Raw genomic sequence first — 23089 nt, 5'->3', positions numbered from 1 at the left:
GTAGTCGGGCGGGCGGCTTAGTCGTTCTTTTTCGCCGCCGAGCCGCCAGAATTTCGTCGGCCTCTGCCGCGACCACCGCGGCCGCCGCGGCGCCGACGGCGCTTCTGGTTCTTGCCGCCGCCCTTTTTGTTGCTCTGAGACGAGCGTTGGGCCCGCGGCGATGGTTTAGTGGGTTCGGGTTCGGGCTCGGCGTCTTCGATGCGTGTGAGGGCGTCAAGAAACGCGGCGTCCGACATCAGCGGGATGCCTTTGCGATGGGCATGCATGGGTTTTCCCACCAGATCCGTGGTGACATTGCAGACGACCAGCGAGGACTCGCGGGTAAGCTTCTCGGAATAGTTGAGCTCCTCGCGCATGAGCGCGGCGATGATGGTGTCTGGGTCCTCGAGGATTTCCGGTGCGACGACGATTTCCATGCCGCGGCGCAGCTCCTTGCCCGGTTCATATTTGCCGGGATTGTGGTGCTGGACGGGGGCCTCGGCGGCGTCGACGCGCACGTGGGAGCGTTGCAGGCCAAAGCGATCGGCGCGCACGTCCTCCGGCGCATAGCTGCGCACAGTGCCGCCTTCTTGCTGGCGGTAGAGCGCGATGAGCAGCTCGGTGTTCTCGCGCGAGGTTTCTGGCTCGGGCCGGCCGGCGCGCTCCACCGAGGCTTTCGGCGTGGCGTCCAGGCCGCTCTGCTTGGCGACGCCCCCTAAGCGCACATCGTTCGACCGCACCTGCTGCGCATACGAGGTGGCCAAGGTATCGATGATGCGCACCGGCGTGGGGACGTGTCCGACCTTCTGGCGGCGCCGGCGGCCCTTGTTGCGGCCGCGGTTGCGCGCCCGGTTTTGGCGCGCGGCGGCCATCATGGCGCGGCGGGCCTCGGCGACGAGAAAGCCCCAGGTATAGGGGAGATCGTGGACGATGAGCGTGCGGCCGTCGATAAGCCTGTCCAGCGATTTAAGGATCTTGCCAAAAGCTGGCGCCTGCTCAATATCGGTGGTGCTCAGCCCGTGGAGGTGGCGCGGTCCGGCGTCGATATCGGGTTTAAGGACGGCGTGAAAGAGCTGGCCTTGTTCGCCGGCGTCGTTGAAAGCAACGGCGTCGATAGTCACGATGCGCCCAGTGCTGGGGTGGATGCCGGTGGTCTGTAGGGTCAGCGCCACGTAGGGGTAGTCGGCCGCATCGGTGGATGAGTCGGCCTGCTGCGGCTGCTGTGGCTTCTTATTAGCCGTTTCCTGCGCGGCAGGTCGCTCGTGACGGGCAGGTGGGTGCGGTTTCGGCTTCGGTTTTGGCTTGGGCTTTGCGGCGTCTGGTTCGCCGGACGGTCGCACCGCGCGGCGCGGCCGAGTGCGTCGTTGTTCTGCGCCTGGTTTGGGCGCTGTGGACCTGGCCGCGTGGCGCGAAGCCACCGTCGCGGGCGACGGCGCTGGGGCCGACGCCGGCGTGTGCTGCGGGGAGGGGCCAGGTGTGTTGTTCATTAAACTCAGTGTAGTATCCCGCATTTCGTGCAGGGGGACAGGGCGCGCCGCTTAATTTTCCACGACGATGACGATGGCCTTCGGCGGAGTCGTTGGCTCCTCGGGCTCCTCAGGCCGCCCCGGTGCTTCCGGCTCTGCGGGCTCTGCTGGCTCTGCCGGTTTCTCCGGTTCTTCCGGCTCTTCCGGCTCGGACGGTACCAGCGGCACCTCCGGTTCGAGCTCTACAGTGATCTCTGGTTCGGGGGTGGGGTCGATTTCTGAGCCAGGGATCGTCGTCGTAGGAGCAGTAGTCTCCGGCTCTGGCGTCGGCTCGAGCTCGGAACCTGCGATAGTGGTGCTTGGCGCGGTGGTAACCGGCACCGGCTTAGGCTCAGGCTCGGACTCCGAGGTCAGCAACGGAGACGTCGTGGTAGGTGCGGTCGACTCCGAGGGCTTTGAATCCGAGGACGCAGGCTCTGAAGATTCGGGCTCGGGCTGTGCCGAAGTGGACGTAGAGGACGCAGAGGTAGAGGTAGACGTAGACGAGTCTGCAGCCTGGGTCGGCTCAGACGTTGGCTCGCTCGTGGCAGAACTGGTGGCGGAGCTGGAAGGCTCTGCGGTCTGCTTTTCTGTCGAGGCTGCGGTGGTAGTTTCAGCCGTCGTTTTCTTGGAAGTTGTCTTTTCCGAGGTAGACGTGCTTGAGGTCGGCAGATCGGACGGCTCGGCAGGCGAGGATGCCTCAGAGGAAGGCTCCGCAGATGTCGTGCTCTTCGTGGACTCCGTGGTCTGGGAAGGTTCTGCGGTCTGCTTTTCCGTCGAGGTTGCGGTGGTAGTTTCAGCTGTCGTTTTCTTGGAAGTTGTCTTTTCCGAGGTAGACGTGCTTGAGGTCGGCAGATCGGACGGCTCGGCAGGCGAGGATGCCTCAGAGGAGGGCTCCGCAGATGTCGTGCTCTTCGTGGACTCCGTGGTCTGGGAAGGCTCTGCAGATGTCGTGCTCTTCGTGGACTCGGTGGTCTGGGAAGGCTTTGCGGTCTGCTTTTCCGTCGAGGTTGCGGTGGTAGTTTCAGCTGTCGTTTTCTTGGAAGTTGTCTTTTCCGAGGTAGACGTGCTTGAGGTCGGCAGGTCGGACGGCTCGGCAGGCGAGGATGCCTCAGAGGACGGCTCCGCAGATGGCGTACTCTTCGTGGACTTCGTGGTCTGGGAAGGCTCGGCAGACTGGGAGGACGAGGAGGTTGCGGTCGGCGCCTTGGCCGCTACCTGGGGTGCGGGTTCCGAGCTGGAGGATGGCGTCGAGGCAGGCGTGGTCCGAGACGGTGCGGGTGCCGGGGCAGAGGTTCGGACCGAGTCGACGTTGTCGGCTGCGGCACTGGCGGCAGCAGCGGCGGTGGAGGCGGCGCGAGAAATCGCGTCGGAACTGTCGCCGTGGTGGCCGCCGCGGGGTTCGCTGTGGTGGCCACGTCGGTTGTCGGAGGCAGCGGCCTGGGCACGGTCAGCATGAGGAGAGTGCGTCGCGCTGGGCTTTTTCGTGGTCTGCGAAGGGTAGGTGTGGTGGTGCGGTGCTGGAAAAGAGGGGGCGTCGGCAAGCGAGGGCTGAGCCGAGGTACCGCTGGTGGGGCCGGCATCGTGGATGCGCGGCGTGGCGGGGTGCGCGGGGCGCTTGGGGCCATTGCCGTCGAAGTGGGAAGAATGGTTGCCTTCCGGAGCAGGAGCGGTGGAATGCGCGTTGGTGTCCGAAAGGGCTTCGTCGTCGCTCAGCAGGTTGGTGGCTGCGGTGGCGCCGCCGCCAACGAGCACGGCGACGCCGGCTGCGGCCAGCAGGTTCGAGGTCACGGCACCGGATGCGCCGGCGGCAGAGGCGACGCTGAAACCGCCGGTTGCGGAAGCGCCGGCGGTAGTGGCACCGGCAGCGGGGCCGCCGGGAACAGCGGATGCGGCCTGTGCGCGGGCTGCGGTGGCAGCGGACATGACGGCGGTGCCACCGGCGACGACACCCAAAATTAGGCCGGCGTGGTGCCTATTGGCGGCGTTGTGCGCGTAGATGGTGAGCGCGGGGCGGTCATCGGCGTTGTAATGGAAGTAACCGTGGGCAATGGCGAGGCGGCCGGACTTGGTGCAGTCGAGCACGGCAGGGGCGATCTCGCGGGCGGCCTCCCGGGGAAGGGAGCCCAAGAAGGTGCTATTGATATAGACGTCGACGGTATTGCGGCGCAGGAAACCGCGGGTGCGCAAAGAAACAAGGTAGTGCTCGTCAGTTTGCGGAAAGGCGGTGACGTCCTTGGAAAACTCCGTCATCGTGGCGGTGGTCTCGCCGGGTAGCATGGTCCAGCGCTGCGCCGGCGGGTTATTGGCGGGGATGCACAGGTGTGGCGCCGGCAGGAGCAGGTTGAGCGTGGGCCATTCTTCGCCGGAGGCATCTGTCATGCTCACATGGGCGGTGGCGCGCGGGCGCAGGCCGGCGCTGAGGATCCAGTCAAAGAGGGCGTAGGCCTGGGAATCGGCGGCGCTGAGGTGGCCCACAAGCGAGTCATCGATCCGAACCGCGAAGCCTTCCTCGGCGGTACGGGGGCCGAGTTCTGCGGATAGGTAACCATCTTCCGTGGCTGTGGATTCGAGCAAGTCGCTGAAAATCTCCGGCGACACATCCACAATGGGCAGGTAATGGATCACGCCAAAACCGTGGTCAGGGACCACGTAGGTGGCGGAATCCAGCGAAGTCATTGGGGCCTTTCCATGCAAAACAATAGTTATTTTGCATTCTAAGCGTCTCTAGGGGCGATTTCCAATTTCCCAACCCGGCGAGAAAGGGGTGTTATCTTGCCCCAAAAGTTTCTACAGAATAAAAATAAGCACGGCGATAAGCGCTGCAATTACCAGCAGGGCAATGAGGGTGGGCCACCACTGCTGGCGGCGCGGTGCGGAGTCATCGACGTTGACGGCGCGGAAGCTCGTGGTTTCGAAGGTTTCGGTGGCGGCGGGGGAGGTAGGGGTGGCGTCGGCAAGCGAGGCTTCCTTTGAATCCGGCAGCGGCGCACCCGCATAGATACTGAGCACGCGGCCAGTGCTGCGCGGCGCATGGTAGGCGTGGGCTAGGGTTATGCCCTGCTTGGCGACGTCCACCCCTTCCAACCGCCCCACCCACCGCGGGCCCAGGTAGGCATCGGTGCCGGAACCGGTGGTGCTGGGCGAGAGCGTAACCAATACGTGCATGCGGGCTTGGGCGGGAATATCCAGATCTGCGGGGAGATCGGTGATATTGATGGGCGGGGCATAGCCCAGCATTGTCCACGGGCCCGCTGGCGGATTATTGGCCGGCAGGCAGAGGCCCGGCCGAGGCAGCAGCAGTGACAGTGAGCCATCGGGCTGCGGCGCGGCCGTGGCTGCAGGGGTGAGCCCGGCGCGAAAGAGCAGATCTATCTCGGGGTATTCGGCGCGGTCGGCACTGGTGATGTGCCCGATGGGGGAGTCGGTGCGCACCTCCAGGCCACCGTCCTGGCGGGGCGCCAAGGTGACGGTGAACTCTTGGTTTTCCTTCGTCTGCGCACCATAGATGGGCAGGGCCCGCACGGCGCCCAAGCCGCGGTGCGGAATGAGGTAGGTAGAAGAAGGCATACCCACCCTTCTACCACGCTGGGGCGCGACGCTGGTGTTTAGCGCCGGCGAGCGCGCTTAGGCCAAGGCGCGGTTGACGGCGGAGTTAATCGCGTTAATGGAAGCCCGCGTGGTGGATCCGGCAATGCCGGCGCCCCACACCTTGCTCTGGTTGACGTCGGCAGCGATATAGCAGGCGGCCTCAGCGTCGTCGCCGGCGGAGCGGGACTGCTGGGAGTATTCCATGACCTCGAAGTCGATGCCCAGGGATTCCAGCGCGTTGGCATACGCCGCGATGGGGCCGTTGCCGGTGCCGGAGACGGTGGACTTTTCCCCGCGGAAGGCCACCGTGGCGGTCACGGCGACGTCACCGTCACCGTCAGCGGCCGGGGAATTGTCTATGTGGAAGGCCTCCACGACCAGCGGGGTCTCGCGGTCCAGGAATTCTGTGGCGAAGATGTCCCACATATTCTTGGAATTGACCTCGCCGCCCTCGGAGTCGGTGATTTCTTGTACCACGGTGGAAAATTCTGCTTGCATGGCGCGCGGCATATTGATGCCGTGGTCGGTCTTCATGATGTAGGCAACGCCGCCCTTGCCGGACTGGGAGTTGACGCGGATGACCGCCTGGTAGTCGCGGCCCACGTCCTTGGGATCGATGGGCAAGTAGGGAACCTCCCAGATGGCCTCGCGCAGTTCTTCCCACGAGACCTCGGTATTGTTCGCGCCGGGGCGGATGGTGGCCGCCAGCGCATCCAAGCCCTTGTTGATGGCGTCCTGGTGGGAACCGGAAAAGGCGGTAAAGACCAACTCGCCGCCATAGGGGTGGCGCTCTGGCACGCGCAGCTGGTTGCAGTATTCGACGGTCTCGCGGATCTGCGGCAGATCGGAGAAGTCAATCTGTGGGTCCACGCCCTGGGTGAGCATGTTCAGGCCCAGGGTGATGAGATCGACGTTGCCGGTGCGCTCGCCGTTGCCAAACAGGCAGCCCTCGATGCGGTCCGCGCCGGCCATGAAGCCCAGCTCGGCAGCGGCGATTCCCTCGCCGCGGTCATTGTGCGGGTGCAGCGAGAGCAAGATGTCCTCGCGGCGGGCCAGGTTGCGGTGCATCCACTCGATGGAATCGGCGTAGACATTGGGTGAAATCATCTCCACGGTGGAGGGCAGGTTGATGATCATCGGATTATCCGGGGAGGGGTCCATGATCTCTACTACCTCATCGCAAACCTCGCGGGCGAAGTCCAGCTCGGTGCCGGTAAAAGATTCGGGGGAGTACTCCCAGCGCCACGTGGTGTCTGGGTAGTCCGCGGCGATGGATTTGATGAGCTCGGCGGCGTTGGTAGCCAGCTTCTTAATGGCGGGCTTGTCCTTGCGGAAGACCACACGGCGCTGCAGCTTCGAGGTGGAGTTATAAAAGTGCACGATGACGTTCTTGGCGCCCTCACAGGCCTCAAAGGTGCGGCGGATCAGGTGCTCGCGGGCCTGGACTAGGACCTGGATGGTGACGTCATCGGGAATCTTATTGCCCTCGATGATTTCGCGGACGAAGCTGAAATCCGTTTGGGAGGCGGACGGGAAGCCGACCTCGATTTCCTTGTAGCCCATCTTGACCAGCAGGTCGAACATGCGGTGCTTGCGCTCTGGGCTCATGGGATCAATGAGCGCTTGGTTGCCATCGCGCAGATCCACCGCGCACCACTGTGGGGCGTGCGTGATTTTCTTGCTGGGCCACGTGCGGTCCGGCAGGTCGATGTCTTCCACCTCGACGGCGAAGGGCTGGTAGCGCTCGTGGGGCATGGCGGAGCCGCGCTGCTTATTCCACGCGGGCTGTCCCTCGCGGCGTGGGCCGTTGGGGGTGGTGATATCGCGAGGGGCGCTGATAAAAGAGTCAGTGGGGGACATGGTGCGGTTTCCTTGTCTGTGGTGTCTATGGGGAGACGGCCAGCTGGGCTTGGGCAGCCGGACTCCGCGACGGGGCGCTGGCCAGTGCTTAGGCCGAAATCCCGCCGCGGAAGATAAGGAGTAGGTCAATCCGCTGTGTCATATCGGTCACACTACAGGCTCTCTCACTGTGTGGCAAGAGATTTCATTCAGTGAGACGCGATGACGGTGCGGTACTATGCTTTTCGTGTCTACAGCCCGCCATGCCGCATCCAACTCGCCATCCTTAGTGCGCACCTTGTGGGCGCCTGCCGCGCTCGTTGCGCTTATCGGAGCCGCGGTGCGCGTGGGCCTGCTCGCGGTGGTGGCCGCCGTGCAGGACGATAAGCTCTGGGGCCTGCTCAATAAGTGGGACGCCAAGCACTACGTAGAAATCGCCCGCGGCGGGTACTTCGGTGCGGATATCTCTACGGATGGGCCTGTCCACGAGACGACCATGGCCTTCTTTCCGGGCTTTCCTTTCCTCGTGCGTGCGATAAGCGGCATCCTGGGAACCGGCGAGGCCGGCACCGCTATTGCGCTTAACGTGCTCTTTAGCATCGCGCTGGCCGCCGGTGTGATGGCCTTGGCCGCGCAGATGGGCATGGGCAAGTGGGCCCAAGTGCTCAGCGCTGTAGTGGTAACCAGCGCGCCGATGTCCATCGTGTTTTCCATGCCGTATACCGAGGCGCTCTTTGGGGCGCTGGCCATCTGGGCGGTAGTAGCGCTGGCGGGCGAGCGCTGGTGGGCCGCCGCGGCGTATATCTTTGTGGCCGGGCTCGTGCGCCTTACCGCGGTGGATCTCGTTGCGGTCTTTGGGCTCATGGTGCTGCTGCGGGCGCGAAAGGACTGGCGAGCCTGGGCCGCAGTAGTGTTTTCCGTCGTGCCGCTGGTGGGCTATTTGTGGTGGTCGAGCAGCCACTTGAAAGATGTCGGCGGCTACTTTGGCATTCAGAAGGAACATTGGAATTCCGGCTTCGATGGCGGCAAAGCCACGGCCATTTGGCTGTGGGAGACGCTCACCGGGGCCACCAATGGCGGCTACCTGCTCAGCGCCGGCGTAATGATCGCTGCCCCGGTATGCCTGGTGCTGGCGTGGCGCCGCCTGCCGTTGGCGGCCTGGCTATTTTCTGCCGTCCTCATGGCCAATGTGCTGCTTTCTGATGGCATTATGCACTCGCGGCCCCGGCTGCTCCTGCCGGCGGTGATCGTGTTGTTGCCGTGGGTGAAAAAGGGGGCGTCGGCAAGCGTCGCGGTTTTTGCCTGGGCCCTGTTTGGCGCGTGGTTTTCGGCCTACATGCTCGGCGTATTTGAGTGGGCCATCTAGCCGCGCTGGCTTACCGGGCTGCGGGAGAGCACGATGGTGGACAGCACCATGACGGTCAGGGCGATGAGCATAATTGCCCAACCGACGGCCGTATCGATGAGGAATTTCTCTCCCAGAACCATGTATCCCAAGCCGAAAGCCACGATGGGCTCAAAGATGGTCATGGCCGGCAGGGAATGGGCCAGGGGGCCGGCGTTGAAGGAATATTGCTGTACCACCGTGCCGGTGAGCGCGAGGCCGATGAGGCCGTAGAACTGCCAGCTGGCCAACAGGGTGGTGAGGCCTTCGTGGGTGAAAATATCCACCACGGCCTTCGAGAGCAGGGCGACGAAGCCATAGATAACGCCGCAGGCCGTGCCCAATGCTAAGGGGCGCTGATCTGGTAGCTTTGCGGCCGCCGCGCCGAGGATTGCGAGGGTGGCCAACCCTACAAGGAGCGCCGGCCACCAGTCGCTCCATTCGGGGCGGGGATTGCCGGCAACCGGCCGGCCGTAGATGACCATGATGCCCACCGCGATGGTCAGCGCAATGGACCAGAAAACTTCGTGGAAGGGCATCTTGCGGCCGGAATACCACGCCGATAGCGGCAGGGTAAACATCAAGGACAGTACCAAGATGGGCTGGACCACCAGCAAGGTGCCGAAGCCGAGCGCGATAACCTGCAGGCCATAGGCGCCAATTGCGGCCGCGGTGCCCACCCACCACAAGGGGTTAGACATGGCGGCGCGCATGACCGAATCATCGGCGTCGAGGGCGATGCGGTGGCGGATGACCGTGCCCCAAGCAACCGTCAGCGCGGATGCGAGCGCGAAAAAGATGGCGAGGAGGTTGCTTAACACCCGCTCAACGGTAGTAAAGATTCCTGTTATATGCATATTCTGCGCTGTATGGCGCGCGTTTTTCTCCTTGGAGGCGGCCGGCGCATGGCGCGCTTTACCCTTGAGGCGTGTGAATAAAAAGCAAGCATTGTCTAGGAATTATGATGAGGACTAGACCCCTGCGGGGTAGCATGGGTATTTGACTAGTGACCGACAGGTATTTCTGGTGGTGTGCGGACGCGCGCGCCAGGGTGCCTTGAAAGACGAAAGGCGGCATCCTTACCGTGGCCCTGATCGTGCAAAAATATGGCGGCTCATCCCTCGAATCCGCAGACCGCATTCGCGCCGTTGCGGAGCGCATCGTGGCCACCAAGAAGCAGGGCAACGACGTTGTTGTGGTGTGCTCCGCCATGGGCGATACCACCGATGATCTGCTCGACCTTGCCGCCCAGGTCAACCCCGTGCCACCACGGCGCGAAATGGACATGCTCCTGACCGCGGGCGAGCGCATCTCCAATGCGCTGGTGGCCATGGCCGTGGAATCCTTGGGTGCCCATGCCCAGTCCTTTACCGGTTCCCAGGCCGGCGTGCTCACCACCGAGCGCCACGGCAATGCCCGCATTGTGGACGTTACCCCAGGCCGCCTGACTGAAGCGCTGGATGAGGGCAAGATCTGCATCGTCGCCGGATTCCAGGGAGTTAATAAGGAATCGCGCGATGTCACCACGCTGGGCCGCGGCGGTTCCGATACCACCGCGGTGGCGCTAGCGGCCGCGCTGAATGCGGACGTGTGCGAGATTTACTCCGATGTCGATGGCGTGTATACCGCAGACCCGCGCATCGTCCCGGACGCGCAGAAGCTAGAGAAGCTCTCCTTCGAGGAGATGCTGGAGATGGCCGCGGTAGGTTCCAAGATTTTGGTTCTGCGTAGCGTGGAGTACGCCCGCGCGTTCAATGTACCCTTGCGAGTTCGCTCGTCTTATTCAAATGACCCCGGCACCCTAGTTACCGGATCGATGGAGGATATCCCTGTGGAAGAAGCAGTACTCACTGGTGTAGCAACCGATAAGTCCGAGGCAAAGGTCACCGTCCTTGGAATCCCGGATCGCCCCGGGGAGGCGGCGAAGGTTTTCCGTGTCATTGCTGATGCAGAGATCAATATTGACATGGTCTTGCAAAACGTCTCCTCCCTGGAGGATGGCACCACCGATATCACCTTCACCTGCCCGCGTGCCGACGGCCCACGCGCCATGGAGCTGTTGACCAAGCTGAAGTCCGAGGGCGGCTGGGCCAATGTGCTTTACGACGACCAGGTGGGCAAGGTCTCCCTCGTCGGCGCCGGCATGAAGTCCCACCCGGGCGTGACCGCCGAGTTTACCGAGGCCCTGCGCGACGTCGATGTCAATATGGAGCTCATCTCCACCTCCGAAATCCGCATATCCGTGCTCACCCGCGAGGCCGACCTGGATAAGGCCGCCCGTGCGCTGCACGATAAGTTCCAGCTCGGTGGCGAAGAAGAAGCCACGGTTTATGCTGGAACCGGACGTTAAACACCCAAAAGCAACTACAGAGGATTTTTAAGTCATGACCACTGTTGCAGTCGTAGGCGCTACCGGCCAGGTCGGCCGCGTTATGCGCTCCATCTTGGAAGAACGCAATTTCCCGGCGGATAAGGTGCGCTTTTTCGCCTCCTCCCGGTCTGCCGGCACCGAGCTGGATTTTCGCGGCGAGCAGATTACCGTAGAAGACCTCGCTGAGGTCACCGAACAATCCGTTGCCGACGTCGATATCGCCTTGTTCTCCGCCGGCGGCTCCACCTCTAAGCAGTGGGCCCCGGTATTCGCCGCGGCCGGCGCGACCGTGGTGGATAATTCCTCGGCTTATCGCAAGGACCCAGAGGTTCCCCTCATCGTTTCCGAGGTCAACCCCGAGGCAGCCAAGAACACCCCGAAGGGCATCATCGCGAACCCGAACTGCACCACCATGGCGGCCATGCCGGTGCTGAAGGTCCTCCACGATGCCGCTGGCCTGAATAAGCTCCACGTGTCCTCCTACCAGGCGGTGTCCGGCTCCGGTTTGGCTGGCGTGCAGGCGCTGGCCGCACAGGTCTATTCCGTTGGCGAGCACAATGTGGGCTTGGTTCACGATGGTTCCGCGCTTAATGACGAAGACTTTGGCCCGTACGTGGCACCTATCGCCTATAACGCCCTGCCGATGGCCGGCAACCTCGTCGATGACGGCTCCCTGGAAACCGATGAGGAACAAAAGCTGCGCAACGAATCCCGCAAGATCCTGGATATTCCGGTGCTGAAGGTCGCGGGCACCTGCGTGCGCATCCCGGTCTTCACCGGCCACACTCTGACCATTCACGCCGAGTTCGATAAGCCCATCACCCCAGAGCAGGCCACCGAGCTGTTGGGTGGCGCTCCGGGCGTTACGCTTGCCGACGTCCCCACTCCGCTCGCCGCCACCGGCATCGACGAGTCCTTGGTCGGCCGCATCCGCCAGGACCAGACGGTGGACGATAACAAGGGCCTCGTGCTCGTTGTCGCCGGCGATAACCTGCGCAAGGGCGCTGCTCTCAACACCATCCAGATTGCAGAGCTGCTCGTCTAGCACAGCGCTACTTCGCCGCCTGTCGCATTACAAAGCTCGGCGCCCTCCTTTCCTAATAGCAAGGGAAGGAGGGCGCCGAGCTTTTGGCCTATCAGCCGTGGACGAGGGGGCTAGTCCTCAGAAACCGGCTTGGCGGTGCCAGTGCCGGAGTCGGCACCAGTGCTCTTCTTGCCAAAGTCGAGGTCGCTAGTGGACGACGGAACCTCCGGCTTGGTGTGCTGCACGTAGGTCACGGACGGCTCCGGATCTTCGCGGTCATACTCAATATCCTCATCATTTTCGAGCTCCTCGTGGATCTCTTCTGCGATATTGGTGACAAACTCGGTGGTTTCCATATTGGATGCTGCAGCCAGCTTGCGCAGCTCGCGCTCGTTCTTCTTGGTAAAGCGCTTGCGCGGGTCCAAGCGGCGGGACACCAGCTCGTGTGCGCGCATGCGGCGGTCGGACTCATCTGAGAGCTTGCTGCCGTTCTTGATGCGGTTGAAGACCATCACCACGATCATCAGCAGTCCGAGGTAGCCCAGGATCGGGTAGACGTTGCTGACCAAGGCCTGGAAGCCCACGAAAGACAAGATGAAGCCGATGATGCAGGCGCCGGCATAAACCGGGTAGAAGCGCTTGGGGTTATTGCGGGTCAAGCGCTTGCCCAGCGCGTAGAACATGCCGATGGCGGTATTAAAGACCATGCCATAAATGACAAAGGTCATCAGTACGCCGAGTACCGGGTGGATGCTGGTAATCAGGCTTAGCACCGGCATATCCTGGCCGTTGACGGTCTCGGCCTCGAAGAAGAGCGCAAAGACCAGCAGGGCCAACAGGATTAGGTAGAGCAGGCCGCCAATGAGGCCACCGATGCCGACTGCACGGTTATCCAGGAAGTTACCGCCAATAACGATGGACATGGATACTGCCGTCATCACGTTCAGGCCGGTGTAGTTCAGTGCGGCTAGCCACCAGTTAGGCAGCGAGGTATCAACATTGTTGACCGCCCAGTCATTCATGGCAGAGAAATCAACGTCTGCGTTCAAGATGGTATAGCCGGTGGCAATCACCACAAAGATGATGATGAATGGGGTGATGGTACCGATGACCGCGGTTACGCGGTCGACATCCATGAGGCCGACGAGCAGCACCAAAATCAGCATGGCGGTGGCGCCCACCCACACGGGGATGGACGGGAACTGCTGATTGATATTCGCACCACCGCCGGCAAACATGACGAAGCCGATGGCGAACAAGGTCACCAGGGTGGACCAGTCCAAAATCTTGGCGGTAAATGGCGATGCGACCTTGTCGTAGACAGCGGTGTGCTCCTCGGCTTGGAAATACGAGCCGAGCTGCAGGATGGAGATGCCGGTGATCATCATCAAACCAGCGGCTAGGGCGATACCCCACAGGCCCCAGTTACCAAAGGCCACAAAGTACTGCATGGCCTCCTGGCCGGAGGCGAAGCCTGCGCCCACGACGACGCCGATAAACGCCATGGAAATTCCGATTGCGCGTTTTAACATGAAAGGGAGAAACTCTCTTACTCACACGCGCCGGGCCCGCCATTGGTATCGCGCGGGCCCGGATCGACGGTCGATTTATCACGTGTGTTCACATCTAATAAACCACACATCGGACAGGTATTTCGGGCAAGAATCGCCACAACTGTGGTCTCGTTCACCCCGGCCGTAGTACGCAAAGCGCAGCTAAGTGCCAAATTTTGGGACCCGTGGGGCGAAAGGTAACCAGAGCGTAACAATTTGGGAGTGAAATTAACTCCGCAATCGCAGGGGGCTAATTGGGGGTATTATCCTGTCCCCGCGATGAGATCCTTGCGGGCGCGCGCCACACGGGAGCGGATGGTGCCCACGCGCACGCCGGCAATCTTGGCCGCCTCCTCATAGGTATAGCCCAGTACCTGGGTGAGGATGAGGGCTTCGCGGCGGTCGGCCGGGAGGGCGTCGATAAGCGTGCGGGCATCGATCCACTCGCTCCACGCCGCGGATTCTTCCGGCGCCGCACCCATCGCGTCTTCGTACTCGGTGGCAGACTTTCGCGGCCGGGCCATATCGTGGCGAATATTGTCCACCCACACGCGCCGGGCCAAAGAGAGCAGCCACGTGCGGGCGGAGGACCGCGCCGCAAAGCGCGGCAAGGCGCTGATGACGCGCAGATAGGTCTCCTGAGTGAGATCGTCGGCCCCCTCGGGCCCGCCCAAGTGCGCCAGCAAGCGCCACACATCATCCTGGGTGGCCTTGATAAACTCCGTCAGCGCCGCGCGGTCGCCGCGACCGGCCCGAAGGGCGAGGTCGGTGACGCGGGCGTCGTCTGCTGCGGAGTGGTGAGTCACCTGAATGAATCTACCAGCACCCTTTACTCTCTTTGGCGAGCCCTGACAACCGTGCAAAGTTTTGCCACACTGGGAAGAACTGACCGCGAATTGCCAGGAGGCAAAAATGAGTGACTTTACCGCTGATGACATCCTGAACAAGGGCCAGCGCCCCGCTGGCAAGGGAAATACCACTCGTCCCTCGGGCCAGCCGGTGCCGTCCGAAAATACCTCGGTGACCGCCGGCCAGCAGGGCCCGGTGGCGCTCAATGATATCCACCTCATTGAAAAGCTCGCGCACTTCAACCGCGAGCGCGTGCCAGAGCGCACGCCGCACGCTAAGGGCCACGGCGCCTTTGGCGAGCTGCACATCACGGAAGATGTGTCTGCCTACACCAAGGCCAAGGTCTTCCAGAAGGGCACCGTCACCCCGATGATGGGCCGTTTTTCCACTGTGGCCGGCGAGCAGGGCTCCCCGGATACCTGGCGCGATGTGCACGGCTTTGCCCTGCGTTTCTACACCGAAGAAGGCAACCTCGACATCGTGGGCAATAACACCCCGGTATTCTTCATCCGCGATGGCATTAAGTTCCCAGACTTCATCCACTCCCAGAAGCGCTTGGGCACCAATGGCCTGCGCGATGCCGATATGCAGTGGGACTTCTGGACCCGCAACCCAGAGTCTGCCCACCAAGTCACGTATCTGATGGGTGACCGCGGCACTCCGAAGTCCACCCGTCACCAGAATGGCTACGGCTCCCACACCTTCCAGTGGGTCAATGAGGAAGGCGAGGCCTTCTGGGTGAAGTATCACTTCAAGTCCCGCCAGGGCGTGGAGAACTTCACCGATGAAGAGGCCACCACCACCGCCGGCCAGAACCCGGATTGCCACCGCGAGGATCTTTATAACGCCATCGAGGAGGGCAACTACCCGATCTGGGACGTTAAGGTGCAGATCATGCCGCTGGATGAGGCGGAGAATTACCGCTTCAACCCCTTCGACCTGACCAAGGTCTGGTCCAAGAAGGACTACCCGCTGCACGATGTGGGCTACTTTGTGCTCAACCGCAACCCGCGCAACTTCTTCGCGCAGATTGAGCAGGTAGCACTCGACCCGTCCAATATCGTGCCGGGCGTTGGCCTGTCTCCGGATAAGATGCTGCAGGCCCGCGTCTTTGCTTACGCTGACCAGCAGCGTTACCGCATCGGCGCGAATTACAAGCAGCTGCCGGTTAACCAGCCGCAGAATGTGGACGAGGTCAATACCTACGAGCACGAGGGCAGCATGCAGTTCCTCTTCAATGCTCCGGAGGATCCGGTCTACTCGCCCAACCGCCATGAGAAGGGTACGGGCGTGCTTGACGACGCCGCTGTAAACGACCGCTCCCAGCTCGAGACCACCACCGCGGCAGAGCTCTACATCAATCCGGAGTCCCACGGCAGCGACTTGGTGCGTGCACCGTACGTTCGCCACGCCGAGGACGATGACTTTGTGCAGGCGCGCGACCTGTACGAGAACGTCTATGACGATGCCGCCAAGGAGCGCCTGGTCACCAATATCACCAACGCGATGGCCGGTGTATCCGAGGAGACCGAGGAGCGCGTCTACGAATACTGGACCAACGTGCACCCAGCCCTTGGCCAGCGCGTGCGCGAGGTCTACGCCGAGAAGAAGTAATCTTTTCCCGGCAGCGCTTGTGCGCTAACGACGCCGCCCCCGTACCGAGTTGCTTTACTGCACGGTACGGGGGCGGTTTGCTGTGCGGCTAGTCGCAGCGGCGCATCTTTTCCGTAACAAAGGCGGGAGCGCCCTCGGCGGCCCACTTATCCACGTCGTAGCACGGGGCGGCCATGCCGGAGGTTGCCTCGCCAATGGATTCAATGGCTACCCACTGGCCGCCCTCGTAGCGCGCCCAAGCAGTCCAGTCCGTGCTGTCTTTGGCAAAGTGGGCCCACTGGCCATCGCAGTTATTGACTCGGATATTGGTCATGGTGGGAGCTGCGGGCTGTAGCGCTTCTGGGGAGCAGTCGCCGCGGCCGGTGTCGGCGGGTACGGCGGCCGGGGCTTCGCTTTCCGCGTTGCCGGATTCCGCGGTCTCCTCAGCGGGAGCTGCCTCCGCAGAAGTGGGCTCGGCCGCTGCGGTCTCGGTGACGGTGTCTGCGGCTTCCGAGGTAGCGGGCTCGCTCGTGGTCTCCTCGGCCGACGAGCTTGCGGCGGTGGCGTCGGAGAACTCCGGTTCTGCCGAGGTATCGGCGTCGTTGGAGCAGGCAACAAGGCTGAAACACAGCGGCGCGATGGCCGCGGCGGCGAGGTAGCGGGAAGGGGTCAGGGAATAATTGTGGGACATGCCATATATCGTAGAGGAACTGCTATTGCGGGGGTGCTCGGCGCGCCTGCAACAGGGGAGTGACCTGCACGGATAGGTTCAGTACCATGACCTCACGCCTTGCTTCCCCAGACGCTGCGTCCCCTTCCCGGTGGCGCAGCGTCCTCTTGATCCTCCTGCTCGCCCTGCCGCTCATTATCGGCGCTGCGGTGGCGGGCCTTGCGCAGTGGGAACCCGCCCACACCTGGTCTAGTGCCGCGCAGCCGTTTGGTGCGCCGCGGGAAAATTCCGCCTCGCCAGAGGTAAAGGAAGCCGCCGAGGCGGCCAGCCGCGCGCAGGCCCAGGCGAGCATGCTTAAATCGGGCGCCACGCAGCTTGACGACGGTACAGGGGAGCTGAATAAGGGGGCGGATGAGCTCGGAGGGGGCGTCGACAAGCTGGCGACGGGCTCCCAAGAACTGGTAGCCGGCCTCAATCAGCTGCAGTCCGGAACTAATACGCTCGGTGGCGGTGCAACGGAGCTGGCCAATGGTGTCGGCGGTGCCGTGGACCAGGTAGTGGGCCTGGGCGCCGTGCAAGGGCAGATTCTGCAGGCCATCGATGGCACGATGCGCGACCTGGAAGGAAATAAGTCCAAGGAAGCGAAGGAAATTCGCTCGCAGCTGGGCGATCTCCGTGCGCAGGTGAATAATTTCCGCCTGGATAATTCGGTGACCGACCAGCTTAAGAAGCTTAAGGACGGCTCGCGCGATCTATCCAATCAGTTGGCGGTCAACGGCTATGCCTATCACGATGGCGTGAACCAGGCCGTATCCGGTGCGCAGGAGCTCAATGAAGGAATTGCGGAGTTGAACAAGCGCGTCGGTGAGGCGCAGGAGGGCGTGGACAAGCTTGACGACGGCGCCGGCAAGCTTTCCACCATGGCGGCCCAAAACCAGACCAATGTGGGTGACATTCAGCGCGCCCTGCCGCCGGCGCATACCGCGACCGACGGCCCGGCACATCTGCTCAGCCCCATCGTGGCGATGTTGGTCTCGGCCCTGGTCCTGCTCGCAGGCGCCGCGGCCGGTGTGGCCTGGCAAGTGGGATTCCGCCCATGGCTGACGGTCTTCGGCGGCACGCTGGCCGCGGTCGCCATCGGCGAAATCCTCCTCTTTGTGCTTGCCACCGGATTTACCCCTGTGGCGGCGGTGTGGGCCGGCGCGGCGCTCCTTCTGGGCGCGCTGTCCATGGCGGCCATCACCCGCGGCCTACTCGGGCTATGCGGTATTACTGCCGGCAGTATCCTCGCGGCGCTCTTTGGCATAGGCCAGACCGCTCTGGTGGGGTGGCTGTGGAAATCCGCAGCAATTGCCGGTGTTTCTAAGGTTTGGCAGATTGTTTCTAATCTTTTGCCACTGAATTGGACTACCGCGGCCGTCACGGCGGCGGGTAACGAAGGCGAACAGGCCGTCTTGTGGACCGGCGTTGCGGTATTGCTCGTCATCACTCTCATTGGGCTGAGTGCAAAGTGGTGGGCTCCATCCACAGGAAAATTCAAACCTACGGTTCATTAGGTCTGAAAAAGCACACCTAAGAATAAGAAACATTGGTGGAAACTGGGAATTTTGATTCGCGCTACCGTTTGCATTGTGCGAGTGCTACAGTTGGTCTTGCTCACAAAGCCTACTTAGGGGGTAGGCGAACGGTTTCTCCAATCCGTTGTGAGTGATAGGGAATAGGGACGACGCGGCGCTGTAGGGGCACCGCGTCGTTTCCCATATGTGGGTAGGAGTAAAGTAGCGGGAAGTGTGTCTGGTTTCAGGAAAAGTACTGATAGACCTATATAAATCGAACTTGAATAAGGTTTCGTAAATCGTTCAGGGTTTATTTTCGCTCAAGACCCTGTGAATCGTTTTGGGTGTAGTACCGCTTGTTTTACAACCCTGTGTTGATGGGTTGGGCGAGGCGGTACTCGGTTTCTATTTCCTGTGGGGGTGGTTTAGTCCAAGACTGCGTGGATATGCTTTGTATTGCATCAATGCACCCACCGCAAGGCAGCAAGTTCGGCTTCTCCCACTGAAGTCCACGGGCCTTGGGCGTGAATAAGTTCAGCTTTGTAGTGGTCCTTGACTATCTCAGCTAAAGTGCTGTCATCAGAATCGTCGACCGTTTCTACACGCGGCTGGACTCCGAATTCAGCCAGAGCCGTGGAATACTTCAGTGACACGTACTGGCTGTCTCGATCGCTGTGGTGGATCAGCTGATTTTCACGGATTCGCCCCGCAGTGGTTAATACATGCTCTAACGCTTCCACGGGCGGCGCATCGGTGCGGCATCGTAGAGCGTGTGGTAACACCGACGATTTTCCGACTGAAGACATCCCACAACAAACGTTGTGTAGGCGAATCCCGAAAGGGGGGCGAACGAAGTTGTCGGCAACCGAAAGCCTGCCTGGTGCTTGTATACGGAAGTTTCGCTGTATTACGTCTGGGCGATGATCCCGTGTCTTCAGGTTAATAATTCTCACTGGGGTACGCCCACGTTTGCGGCCGGAAACACCTGCTAGCTTCATGAGACGTGCGGGCTTGTCGCAGCCAATATGAAAGCCTTCACGGTTGACCACGTGCTACATTCCACGCATGTACACGGTGAATTTCTGGGATGAGGAGGCTATTGATTAAAGCTCTCGCACTGGGCACGCGAGCGGTGGCCTTTCGGCTGCTGCGTGAAGTGATGAAATCACGATCTGCCTGTTCATGAATTGACAGATGGTCTCGACCCTAAACTGATTTTGTACGCGTCGATGTAAGAGCTCATTTGGTCGTGAGTCGGTTGAGATTCGCTGCTATAAGCCGAAGAAGTCTCAAGAATACCGTTTGCTCGTTTCAGCTCGCGGTTTTCGGCGCAGGCACTTGAGTTCTTTTCCATTGCTATGCCGCCTGACGCGTCAGCATTATCTCGCACTGACTCGCTGTCGCGGTACCAAGCCCGCAACGTGTGGGGAGATACCTCAAGGAGTTCGTCGACCCCTATATAAGTGCGTTGCAGTGAGCAGGACTCCTAGCGGACCATTTCGATGGTCTAATGGACCGCCTTCTCCTTGAGCTCGATGGAATACATTCTAGGAATAGTGTCTAATCCTTTCTTCGCTGGGGCAGGAACCAAACCTGGCACACTTCAGGAGTCAGGTCTCCGTAGCTACTTAAATAGAGAAAATCTCAAACAAGCACTTGGGGATGGATCTATTCTTATATTCAGCAAAACAACGTTCTTATTGACCGAGGTGAAACGTATGAGTATTCAGTTGAATGAAGTAAAGCTCTCGGAGCTTGCCTGCTTTAGTCATGATGCCGATGTTATGGAATTGCAGACTGAGACCTTCATTTTTGGGGTGAATGGAACCGGAAAGTCTTCAATCGCCCGAAAACTGAAAGGGCAAGCAGATGCGAATGGGGTGTTGGCCTACCTTTTCGATCAGAAGTACATAAGGGATTTGATTCAGCGCGAAAACCTGGAGGGCGTATTTCAAATACGAGACGCTTCAGAAGACGTGCAGAAGCGGCTTTCGGAACTTGAAGGGGATAGCGGTGAAATTCATAGGAAGAGGGGATTGCTGGAAAACTGGGGGGAGGTTCGACAGGTTAAACAAGACGAAATCCATCAGATCAAGAATAATTTCAGAGAAAGTGTTTGGGCCCTAGCAAAGTCGTACGAAAGGGCATATCCAGGTGCGTCAGATCTTTGTTTCAAAGGTTTTAAGCGGAAGGAGCTTCTTGAGAAAGAATGCTTGCGTCGATACGAGCTAACGAAAGCTTCCAAGTATGAGGAGCCCCAAGATTTGGATTTTGAGACCCGCATAAAATCGTTAGATCGTGAGAACCCTCGTATACCAGAGGTTAGCAGTCAAGTTGCCCTCTTTTTTCAGTTTAGTGAGGAGGAAAATCAGGTAGCTAAAAAGGAATACCGACTAAATGAAGACAATCCTTTGAGTGAGTACGTGACTCGGCTGGATATCGATCTTTGGGTCAGAGAAGGTGTTCAGCATCTTAATGAATCAGAGTCAGAAATTTGCCCACTATGTCAGCAGAGTTTATCCGCGGAATTGAAGAAGAACCTCGAACTGCTGATTAGTCGAGACTATGAAAAAGCGGAGAATTGTCTCGAATCTTTAGGCGATCGCTTGAAACGAGCTGAAGAAGAGTGTGAGACTCTCAAAGAGAAAGTGAGTGGTCTTGAGGGCTTTGAAACTACTCAACTCCAGAATTCACTTGGCAAACTGCAGCTGGAATTCGTGAGATTACAGCGGAAGGTGAAAGAGAAACTACTGAGTCTCCAGACAGTCATTTCTCTAGATTTTGACTTTAGCGTGCTAGATCAGTGTAGTGATGATCTGGATTCTCTAAACGAACGGATTCGCTGGTATAACGAATCGATCAGTGATCGGAAGAAAGCAAAGCAATCCCTTATAGAGGATTTCTGGTCACACTTTATCCACCATAAAGTCAAAGAAGCACTTATCAAGAGAGATAGTGCTTTGGCAGGACCGAAGAAAGCTCAAATGAACCTTTCGGCGCGCATTGACTCTACCAATGAAGAGCTAGCAGATCTTGAGGAAGAGCGCCGGCAGCTACTGAGCAAAGTGACTTCATCGGAACCGGTAGTTGAAGAGATCAACGCGACTCTCAGGGATCTGAACCTTCGGAGCTTTAGCCTGAAAAAACTGAATGGTGTTGATCAATACTGTGTGATACGCGAGGACGGGTCAAGAGCGGAAAACGAGAGTCTGAGTGAGGGAGAGAAGACATTCATTTCCTTTTTGTACTTCTATCATTCAGTAGAAAAGAGAGCTCGAAACTATTCAGAAAGGGATAAGATCATCGCGATAATCGATGATCCAATTTCTAGTCTGGATTCGACCACTTTATTTGCTGTAAGCTTACTGTGCCGTAGACTTCAGGAAACTGTAGAGGATCCGGCTTCTTTGCTAGAGCAAATTGTTTTTTCGACTCACAATGCCTACTTTTTCAAAGAATTAGCCTTTGTGCCTCCGCGTAGAGAAAAGTCCGCGAAGCGTACCTTCTATGTTCTTTCTAAAACCTCGGAAGGAAAGAGCACACAAAGACAATTTGATTCTAACCCAATACATTCTGCCTATGAACAGCTTTGGACAGAAGTTCGTGTTGCGGCTAGTCAAAATGAGATGGCATCACACTCCTTGCAAAATTCGATGCGACGAATTCTGGAGAATTACTTTACGCTTACTGGAGGAATGAAAACAGATTTTACGGCTGGAATGAATGCTGGTGAAGCGCTGGCTGCAAAGTCACTTCTGTCCTGGATGAATGATGGTTCCCATAGCGTACCGTGGCAAATTGATTATTCGTTCGATGGGACGGACGCCAAGGCGTTGGTGGAGGTTTTCCGGAAGATCTTCGTAGCAGCAAACCAAGTTCAACACTTTGAACTGATGATGAGGCAAGAGAACTGAGATTGTAAAGCTAAGCTTTTAGTCTTTGCTTTGTTTAGTTCAACCCAGACCAAGAAATGTGAGTGTCATTTAGGGGGATGCGGAAACTCTTCAGGATTTCTTCCGCATCCCCTTTTTGACCCTTAACCCCCATCCAAGGCACAACAAAAACCGAAAAATCTCGAGACATCATAGGAACGATGTCTCGAGACTTCACAATGGTCGGGATAACAGGATTTGAACCTGCGACCTCTTCGTCCCGAACGAAGCGCGCTACCAACCTGCGCCATATCCCGGCGTTCCGCCTTGAAAAGCGGTACCTGGATACTTTAACGCAAGCTGAGCATAATCAACAAAACGGCAGGTGGCTGGGTTTAGTCCACCTCGGTGATTTTCAGCAGAGTGGCGGAAGGGCGGCAGAAGATGCGTACCGGGGCGAATTTGGAGGTGCCCAGACCATTGGAAACATGCATCTTCATCGGGCCGAAGTCGTGGAGGCCCTGCACGCGGTCGCGGTCGATGCCGCAATTGGTAACCAGTGCGCGGGAGCCGGGCAGGCAGATCTGGCCGCCGTGGGTGTGGCCGGACAGGGAAAGTTGGTAGCCATCGTCCGCAAACTTTTCCAGTACGCGGGGCTCGGGGGCGTGGAGGAGGGCCAGCGACAAATCCGCGTCCTCGTTGGGCGGGCCGGCGATTTCGGAGTAGTCATCCAGATCGTGGTGCGGATCGTCCACGCCGGCGGCGGCAAGGCGGACATTGCCCACCTTGAATTCATGCCGGGCCTGGTTGGCATCGCGCCAGCCGTGCTCCAAGAAGGCGGCGCGCATACCGCGCCACGGCAAGTCCACATAGGAGGGCTCGCGCTTTTTGCCCAGCAGGTACTTGAAAGGGTTGACCGGCTGCGGTGCCCAGTAATCATTGGTGCCGAAGACGAAGAGGCCGGGGCGGGCCAGCAACGGGCCGAGGGCACGCAACGTATCGGGAACGGCCTGCTGATCGGAGAGATTATCGCCAGTGTTGACCACGAGGTCCGGCTCTAGGGCGTCGAGGGCAGAAACCCAGGCAATCTTGGTCTCCTGGCCGGGGATCATATGCAGATCAGACAGATGCAGCAGCCGAAATTCTGGCTTGCCACGCAGCGTGCCCTTGGGTAGGAGGGGGAGCGTATATTCCTTGAGCTCGAATTTGGTCAGTTCGCTATAGCCCCATGCCGCGGCGCCCAGGCCGGCAGCGGTGAGGCCGCCAAGAATACGTAAAAGTTTCACGGCTACCACACTACCTG

At 59.8% G+C, this 23089-nt stretch carries 15 protein-coding genes, 1 tRNA gene and 1 pseudogene; 6 read left to right on the top strand and 11 right to left on the bottom strand.

The window, feature by feature from the left end:
• Positions 1 to 17: 17 nt before the first annotated feature.
• The 4 genes from ACKFRY_RS01820 to leuA form a co-directional block, all read right to left on the bottom strand.
• Positions 18 to 1319, bottom strand: a complete 1302-nt coding sequence (locus tag ACKFRY_RS01820; protein ID WP_408923406.1) for a DNA polymerase III subunit epsilon — start codon at positions 1317 to 1319, stop codon at positions 18 to 20.
• Positions 1320 to 1517: 198 nt separating this feature from the next.
• Positions 1518 to 4163 (bottom strand): hypothetical protein, encoded by a 2646-nt coding sequence (locus ACKFRY_RS01815; protein WP_408923066.1) that lies wholly within the window; start codon positions 4161 to 4163, stop codon positions 1518 to 1520.
• 111 nt (positions 4164 to 4274) lie between these two features.
• Entirely contained in the window at positions 4275 to 5054 is a 780-nt protein-coding gene (locus ACKFRY_RS01810; RefSeq protein ID WP_408923065.1) for a hypothetical protein, read from the bottom strand.
• 57 nt (positions 5055 to 5111) lie between these two features.
• A complete protein-coding gene (gene leuA / locus ACKFRY_RS01805; RefSeq protein WP_408923064.1) occupies positions 5112 to 6935 on the bottom strand; it encodes a 2-isopropylmalate synthase in 1824 nt (607 codons plus the stop codon).
• Between the two features lie 217 nt (positions 6936 to 7152).
• Here leuA and ACKFRY_RS01800 point away from each other — a divergent pair, with 217 nt between their 5' ends.
• On the top strand, positions 7153 to 8280 hold the full coding sequence (locus ACKFRY_RS01800) for a mannosyltransferase family protein (protein ID WP_408923063.1): 1128 nt from the start codon (positions 7153 to 7155) through the stop codon (positions 8278 to 8280).
• On the opposite strand, the gene ACKFRY_RS01795 is transcribed toward ACKFRY_RS01800, so the two are convergent.
• Positions 8277 to 9155: a DMT family transporter gene (locus ACKFRY_RS01795; RefSeq protein WP_005323152.1), complete on the bottom strand. Its 879-nt coding sequence runs from the start codon at positions 9153 to 9155 to the stop codon at positions 8277 to 8279. The genes ACKFRY_RS01800 and ACKFRY_RS01795 overlap by 4 nt on opposite strands.
• Positions 9156 to 9382: 227 nt before the next feature.
• On the opposite strand from ACKFRY_RS01795, the gene ACKFRY_RS01790 reads away from it, so the two are divergent.
• A complete protein-coding gene (locus ACKFRY_RS01790; protein WP_150850711.1) occupies positions 9383 to 10648 on the top strand; it encodes an aspartate kinase in 1266 nt (421 codons plus the stop codon).
• 34 nt (positions 10649 to 10682) lie between these two features.
• Positions 10683 to 11714: an aspartate-semialdehyde dehydrogenase gene (locus ACKFRY_RS01785; protein WP_200436067.1), complete on the top strand. Its 1032-nt coding sequence runs from the start codon at positions 10683 to 10685 to the stop codon at positions 11712 to 11714.
• Positions 11715 to 11824: 110 nt separating this feature from the next.
• Here the strand turns inward: ACKFRY_RS01785 and ACKFRY_RS01780 are convergent, their stop codons facing one another.
• Together ACKFRY_RS01780 and ACKFRY_RS01775 are read right to left on the bottom strand one after the other, a co-directional pair.
• Entirely contained in the window at positions 11825 to 13225 is a 1401-nt protein-coding gene (locus ACKFRY_RS01780) for a hypothetical protein (RefSeq protein ID WP_408923062.1), read from the bottom strand.
• A gap of 284 nt (positions 13226 to 13509) precedes the next feature.
• A complete protein-coding gene (locus tag ACKFRY_RS01775; protein WP_005323148.1) occupies positions 13510 to 14052 on the bottom strand; it encodes an RNA polymerase sigma factor in 543 nt (180 codons plus the stop codon).
• A gap of 106 nt (positions 14053 to 14158) precedes the next feature.
• Between ACKFRY_RS01775 and ACKFRY_RS01770 the strand changes: the two genes are divergently transcribed.
• Positions 14159 to 15709, top strand: a complete 1551-nt coding sequence (locus ACKFRY_RS01770) for a catalase (protein WP_005323147.1) — start codon at positions 14159 to 14161, stop codon at positions 15707 to 15709.
• An 88-nt stretch (positions 15710 to 15797) separates the two neighbouring features.
• Here ACKFRY_RS01770 and ACKFRY_RS01765 read toward each other — a convergent pair whose 3' ends face one another.
• Positions 15798 to 16379, bottom strand: a complete 582-nt coding sequence (locus tag ACKFRY_RS01765; RefSeq protein ID WP_408923061.1) for a hypothetical protein — start codon at positions 16377 to 16379, stop codon at positions 15798 to 15800.
• Positions 16380 to 16465: 86 nt separating this feature from the next.
• Here ACKFRY_RS01765 and ACKFRY_RS01760 point away from each other — a divergent pair, with 86 nt between their 5' ends.
• The gene (locus tag ACKFRY_RS01760) at positions 16466 to 17914 is read left to right on the top strand and encodes a hypothetical protein (protein ID WP_239236562.1); all 1449 of its coding nucleotides are present in this window, start codon (positions 16466 to 16468) and stop codon (positions 17912 to 17914) included.
• Positions 17915 to 18275: 361 nt separating this feature from the next.
• Here the strand turns inward: ACKFRY_RS01760 and ACKFRY_RS01755 are convergent.
• Positions 18276 to 19412 (bottom strand): annotated as a pseudogene (locus tag ACKFRY_RS01755) (IS3 family transposase).
• A 58-nt stretch (positions 19413 to 19470) separates the two neighbouring features.
• On the opposite strand from ACKFRY_RS01755, the gene ACKFRY_RS01750 reads away from it, so the two are divergent.
• On the top strand, positions 19471 to 21828 hold the full coding sequence (locus ACKFRY_RS01750; RefSeq protein WP_408923060.1) for an AAA family ATPase: 2358 nt from the start codon (positions 19471 to 19473) through the stop codon (positions 21826 to 21828).
• 198 nt (positions 21829 to 22026) lie between these two features.
• On the opposite strand, the gene ACKFRY_RS01745 is transcribed toward ACKFRY_RS01750, so the two are convergent.
• Positions 22027 to 22103: transfer RNA gene (locus ACKFRY_RS01745), tRNA-Pro, on the bottom strand.
• Positions 22104 to 22181: 78 nt separating this feature from the next.
• Positions 22182 to 23072 carry a metallophosphoesterase gene (locus ACKFRY_RS01740; RefSeq protein WP_250410959.1) on the bottom strand — a complete coding sequence of 297 codons (891 nt, stop codon included), beginning with the start codon at positions 23070 to 23072 and terminating at the stop codon, positions 22182 to 22184.
• Positions 23073 to 23089: the final 17 nt, after the last annotated feature.

The sequence above is a fragment of the Corynebacterium tuberculostearicum genome, from assembly GCF_046097255.1.
GTDB lineage: Bacteria > Actinomycetota > Actinomycetes > Mycobacteriales > Mycobacteriaceae > Corynebacterium > Corynebacterium tuberculostearicum_J.
This window is presented reverse-complemented; position numbering and strand designations above follow the sequence as displayed.

Bases quoted from the DNA above. Each gene is read 5' to 3' on its own strand.
- ACKFRY_RS01815 (WP_408923066.1), bottom strand. From the start codon at position 4,163: ATGACTTCGCTGGATTCCGCCACCTACGTGGTCCCTGACCACGGTTTT.
- ACKFRY_RS01770 (WP_005323147.1), top strand. From the start codon at position 14,159: ATGAGTGACTTTACCGCTGATGACATCCTGAACAAGGGCCAGCGCCCC.
- leuA (WP_408923064.1), bottom strand. From the start codon at position 6,935: ATGTCCCCCACTGACTCTTTTATCAGCGCCCCTCGCGATATCACCACC.
- ACKFRY_RS01800 (WP_408923063.1), top strand. From the start codon at position 7,153: ATGCTTTTCGTGTCTACAGCCCGCCATGCCGCATCCAACTCGCCATCC.
- ACKFRY_RS01780 (WP_408923062.1), bottom strand. From the start codon at position 13,225: ATGTTAAAACGCGCAATCGGAATTTCCATGGCGTTTATCGGCGTCGTC.
- ACKFRY_RS01765 (WP_408923061.1), bottom strand. From the start codon at position 16,379: ATGTCCCACAATTATTCCCTGACCCCTTCCCGCTACCTCGCCGCCGCG.
- ACKFRY_RS01795 (WP_005323152.1), bottom strand. From the start codon at position 9,155: ATGCATATAACAGGAATCTTTACTACCGTTGAGCGGGTGTTAAGCAAC.
- ACKFRY_RS01785 (WP_200436067.1), top strand. From the start codon at position 10,683: ATGACCACTGTTGCAGTCGTAGGCGCTACCGGCCAGGTCGGCCGCGTT.
- ACKFRY_RS01810 (WP_408923065.1), bottom strand. From the start codon at position 5,054: ATGCCTTCTTCTACCTACCTCATTCCGCACCGCGGCTTGGGCGCCGTG.
- ACKFRY_RS01760 (WP_239236562.1), top strand. From the start codon at position 16,466: ATGACCTCACGCCTTGCTTCCCCAGACGCTGCGTCCCCTTCCCGGTGG.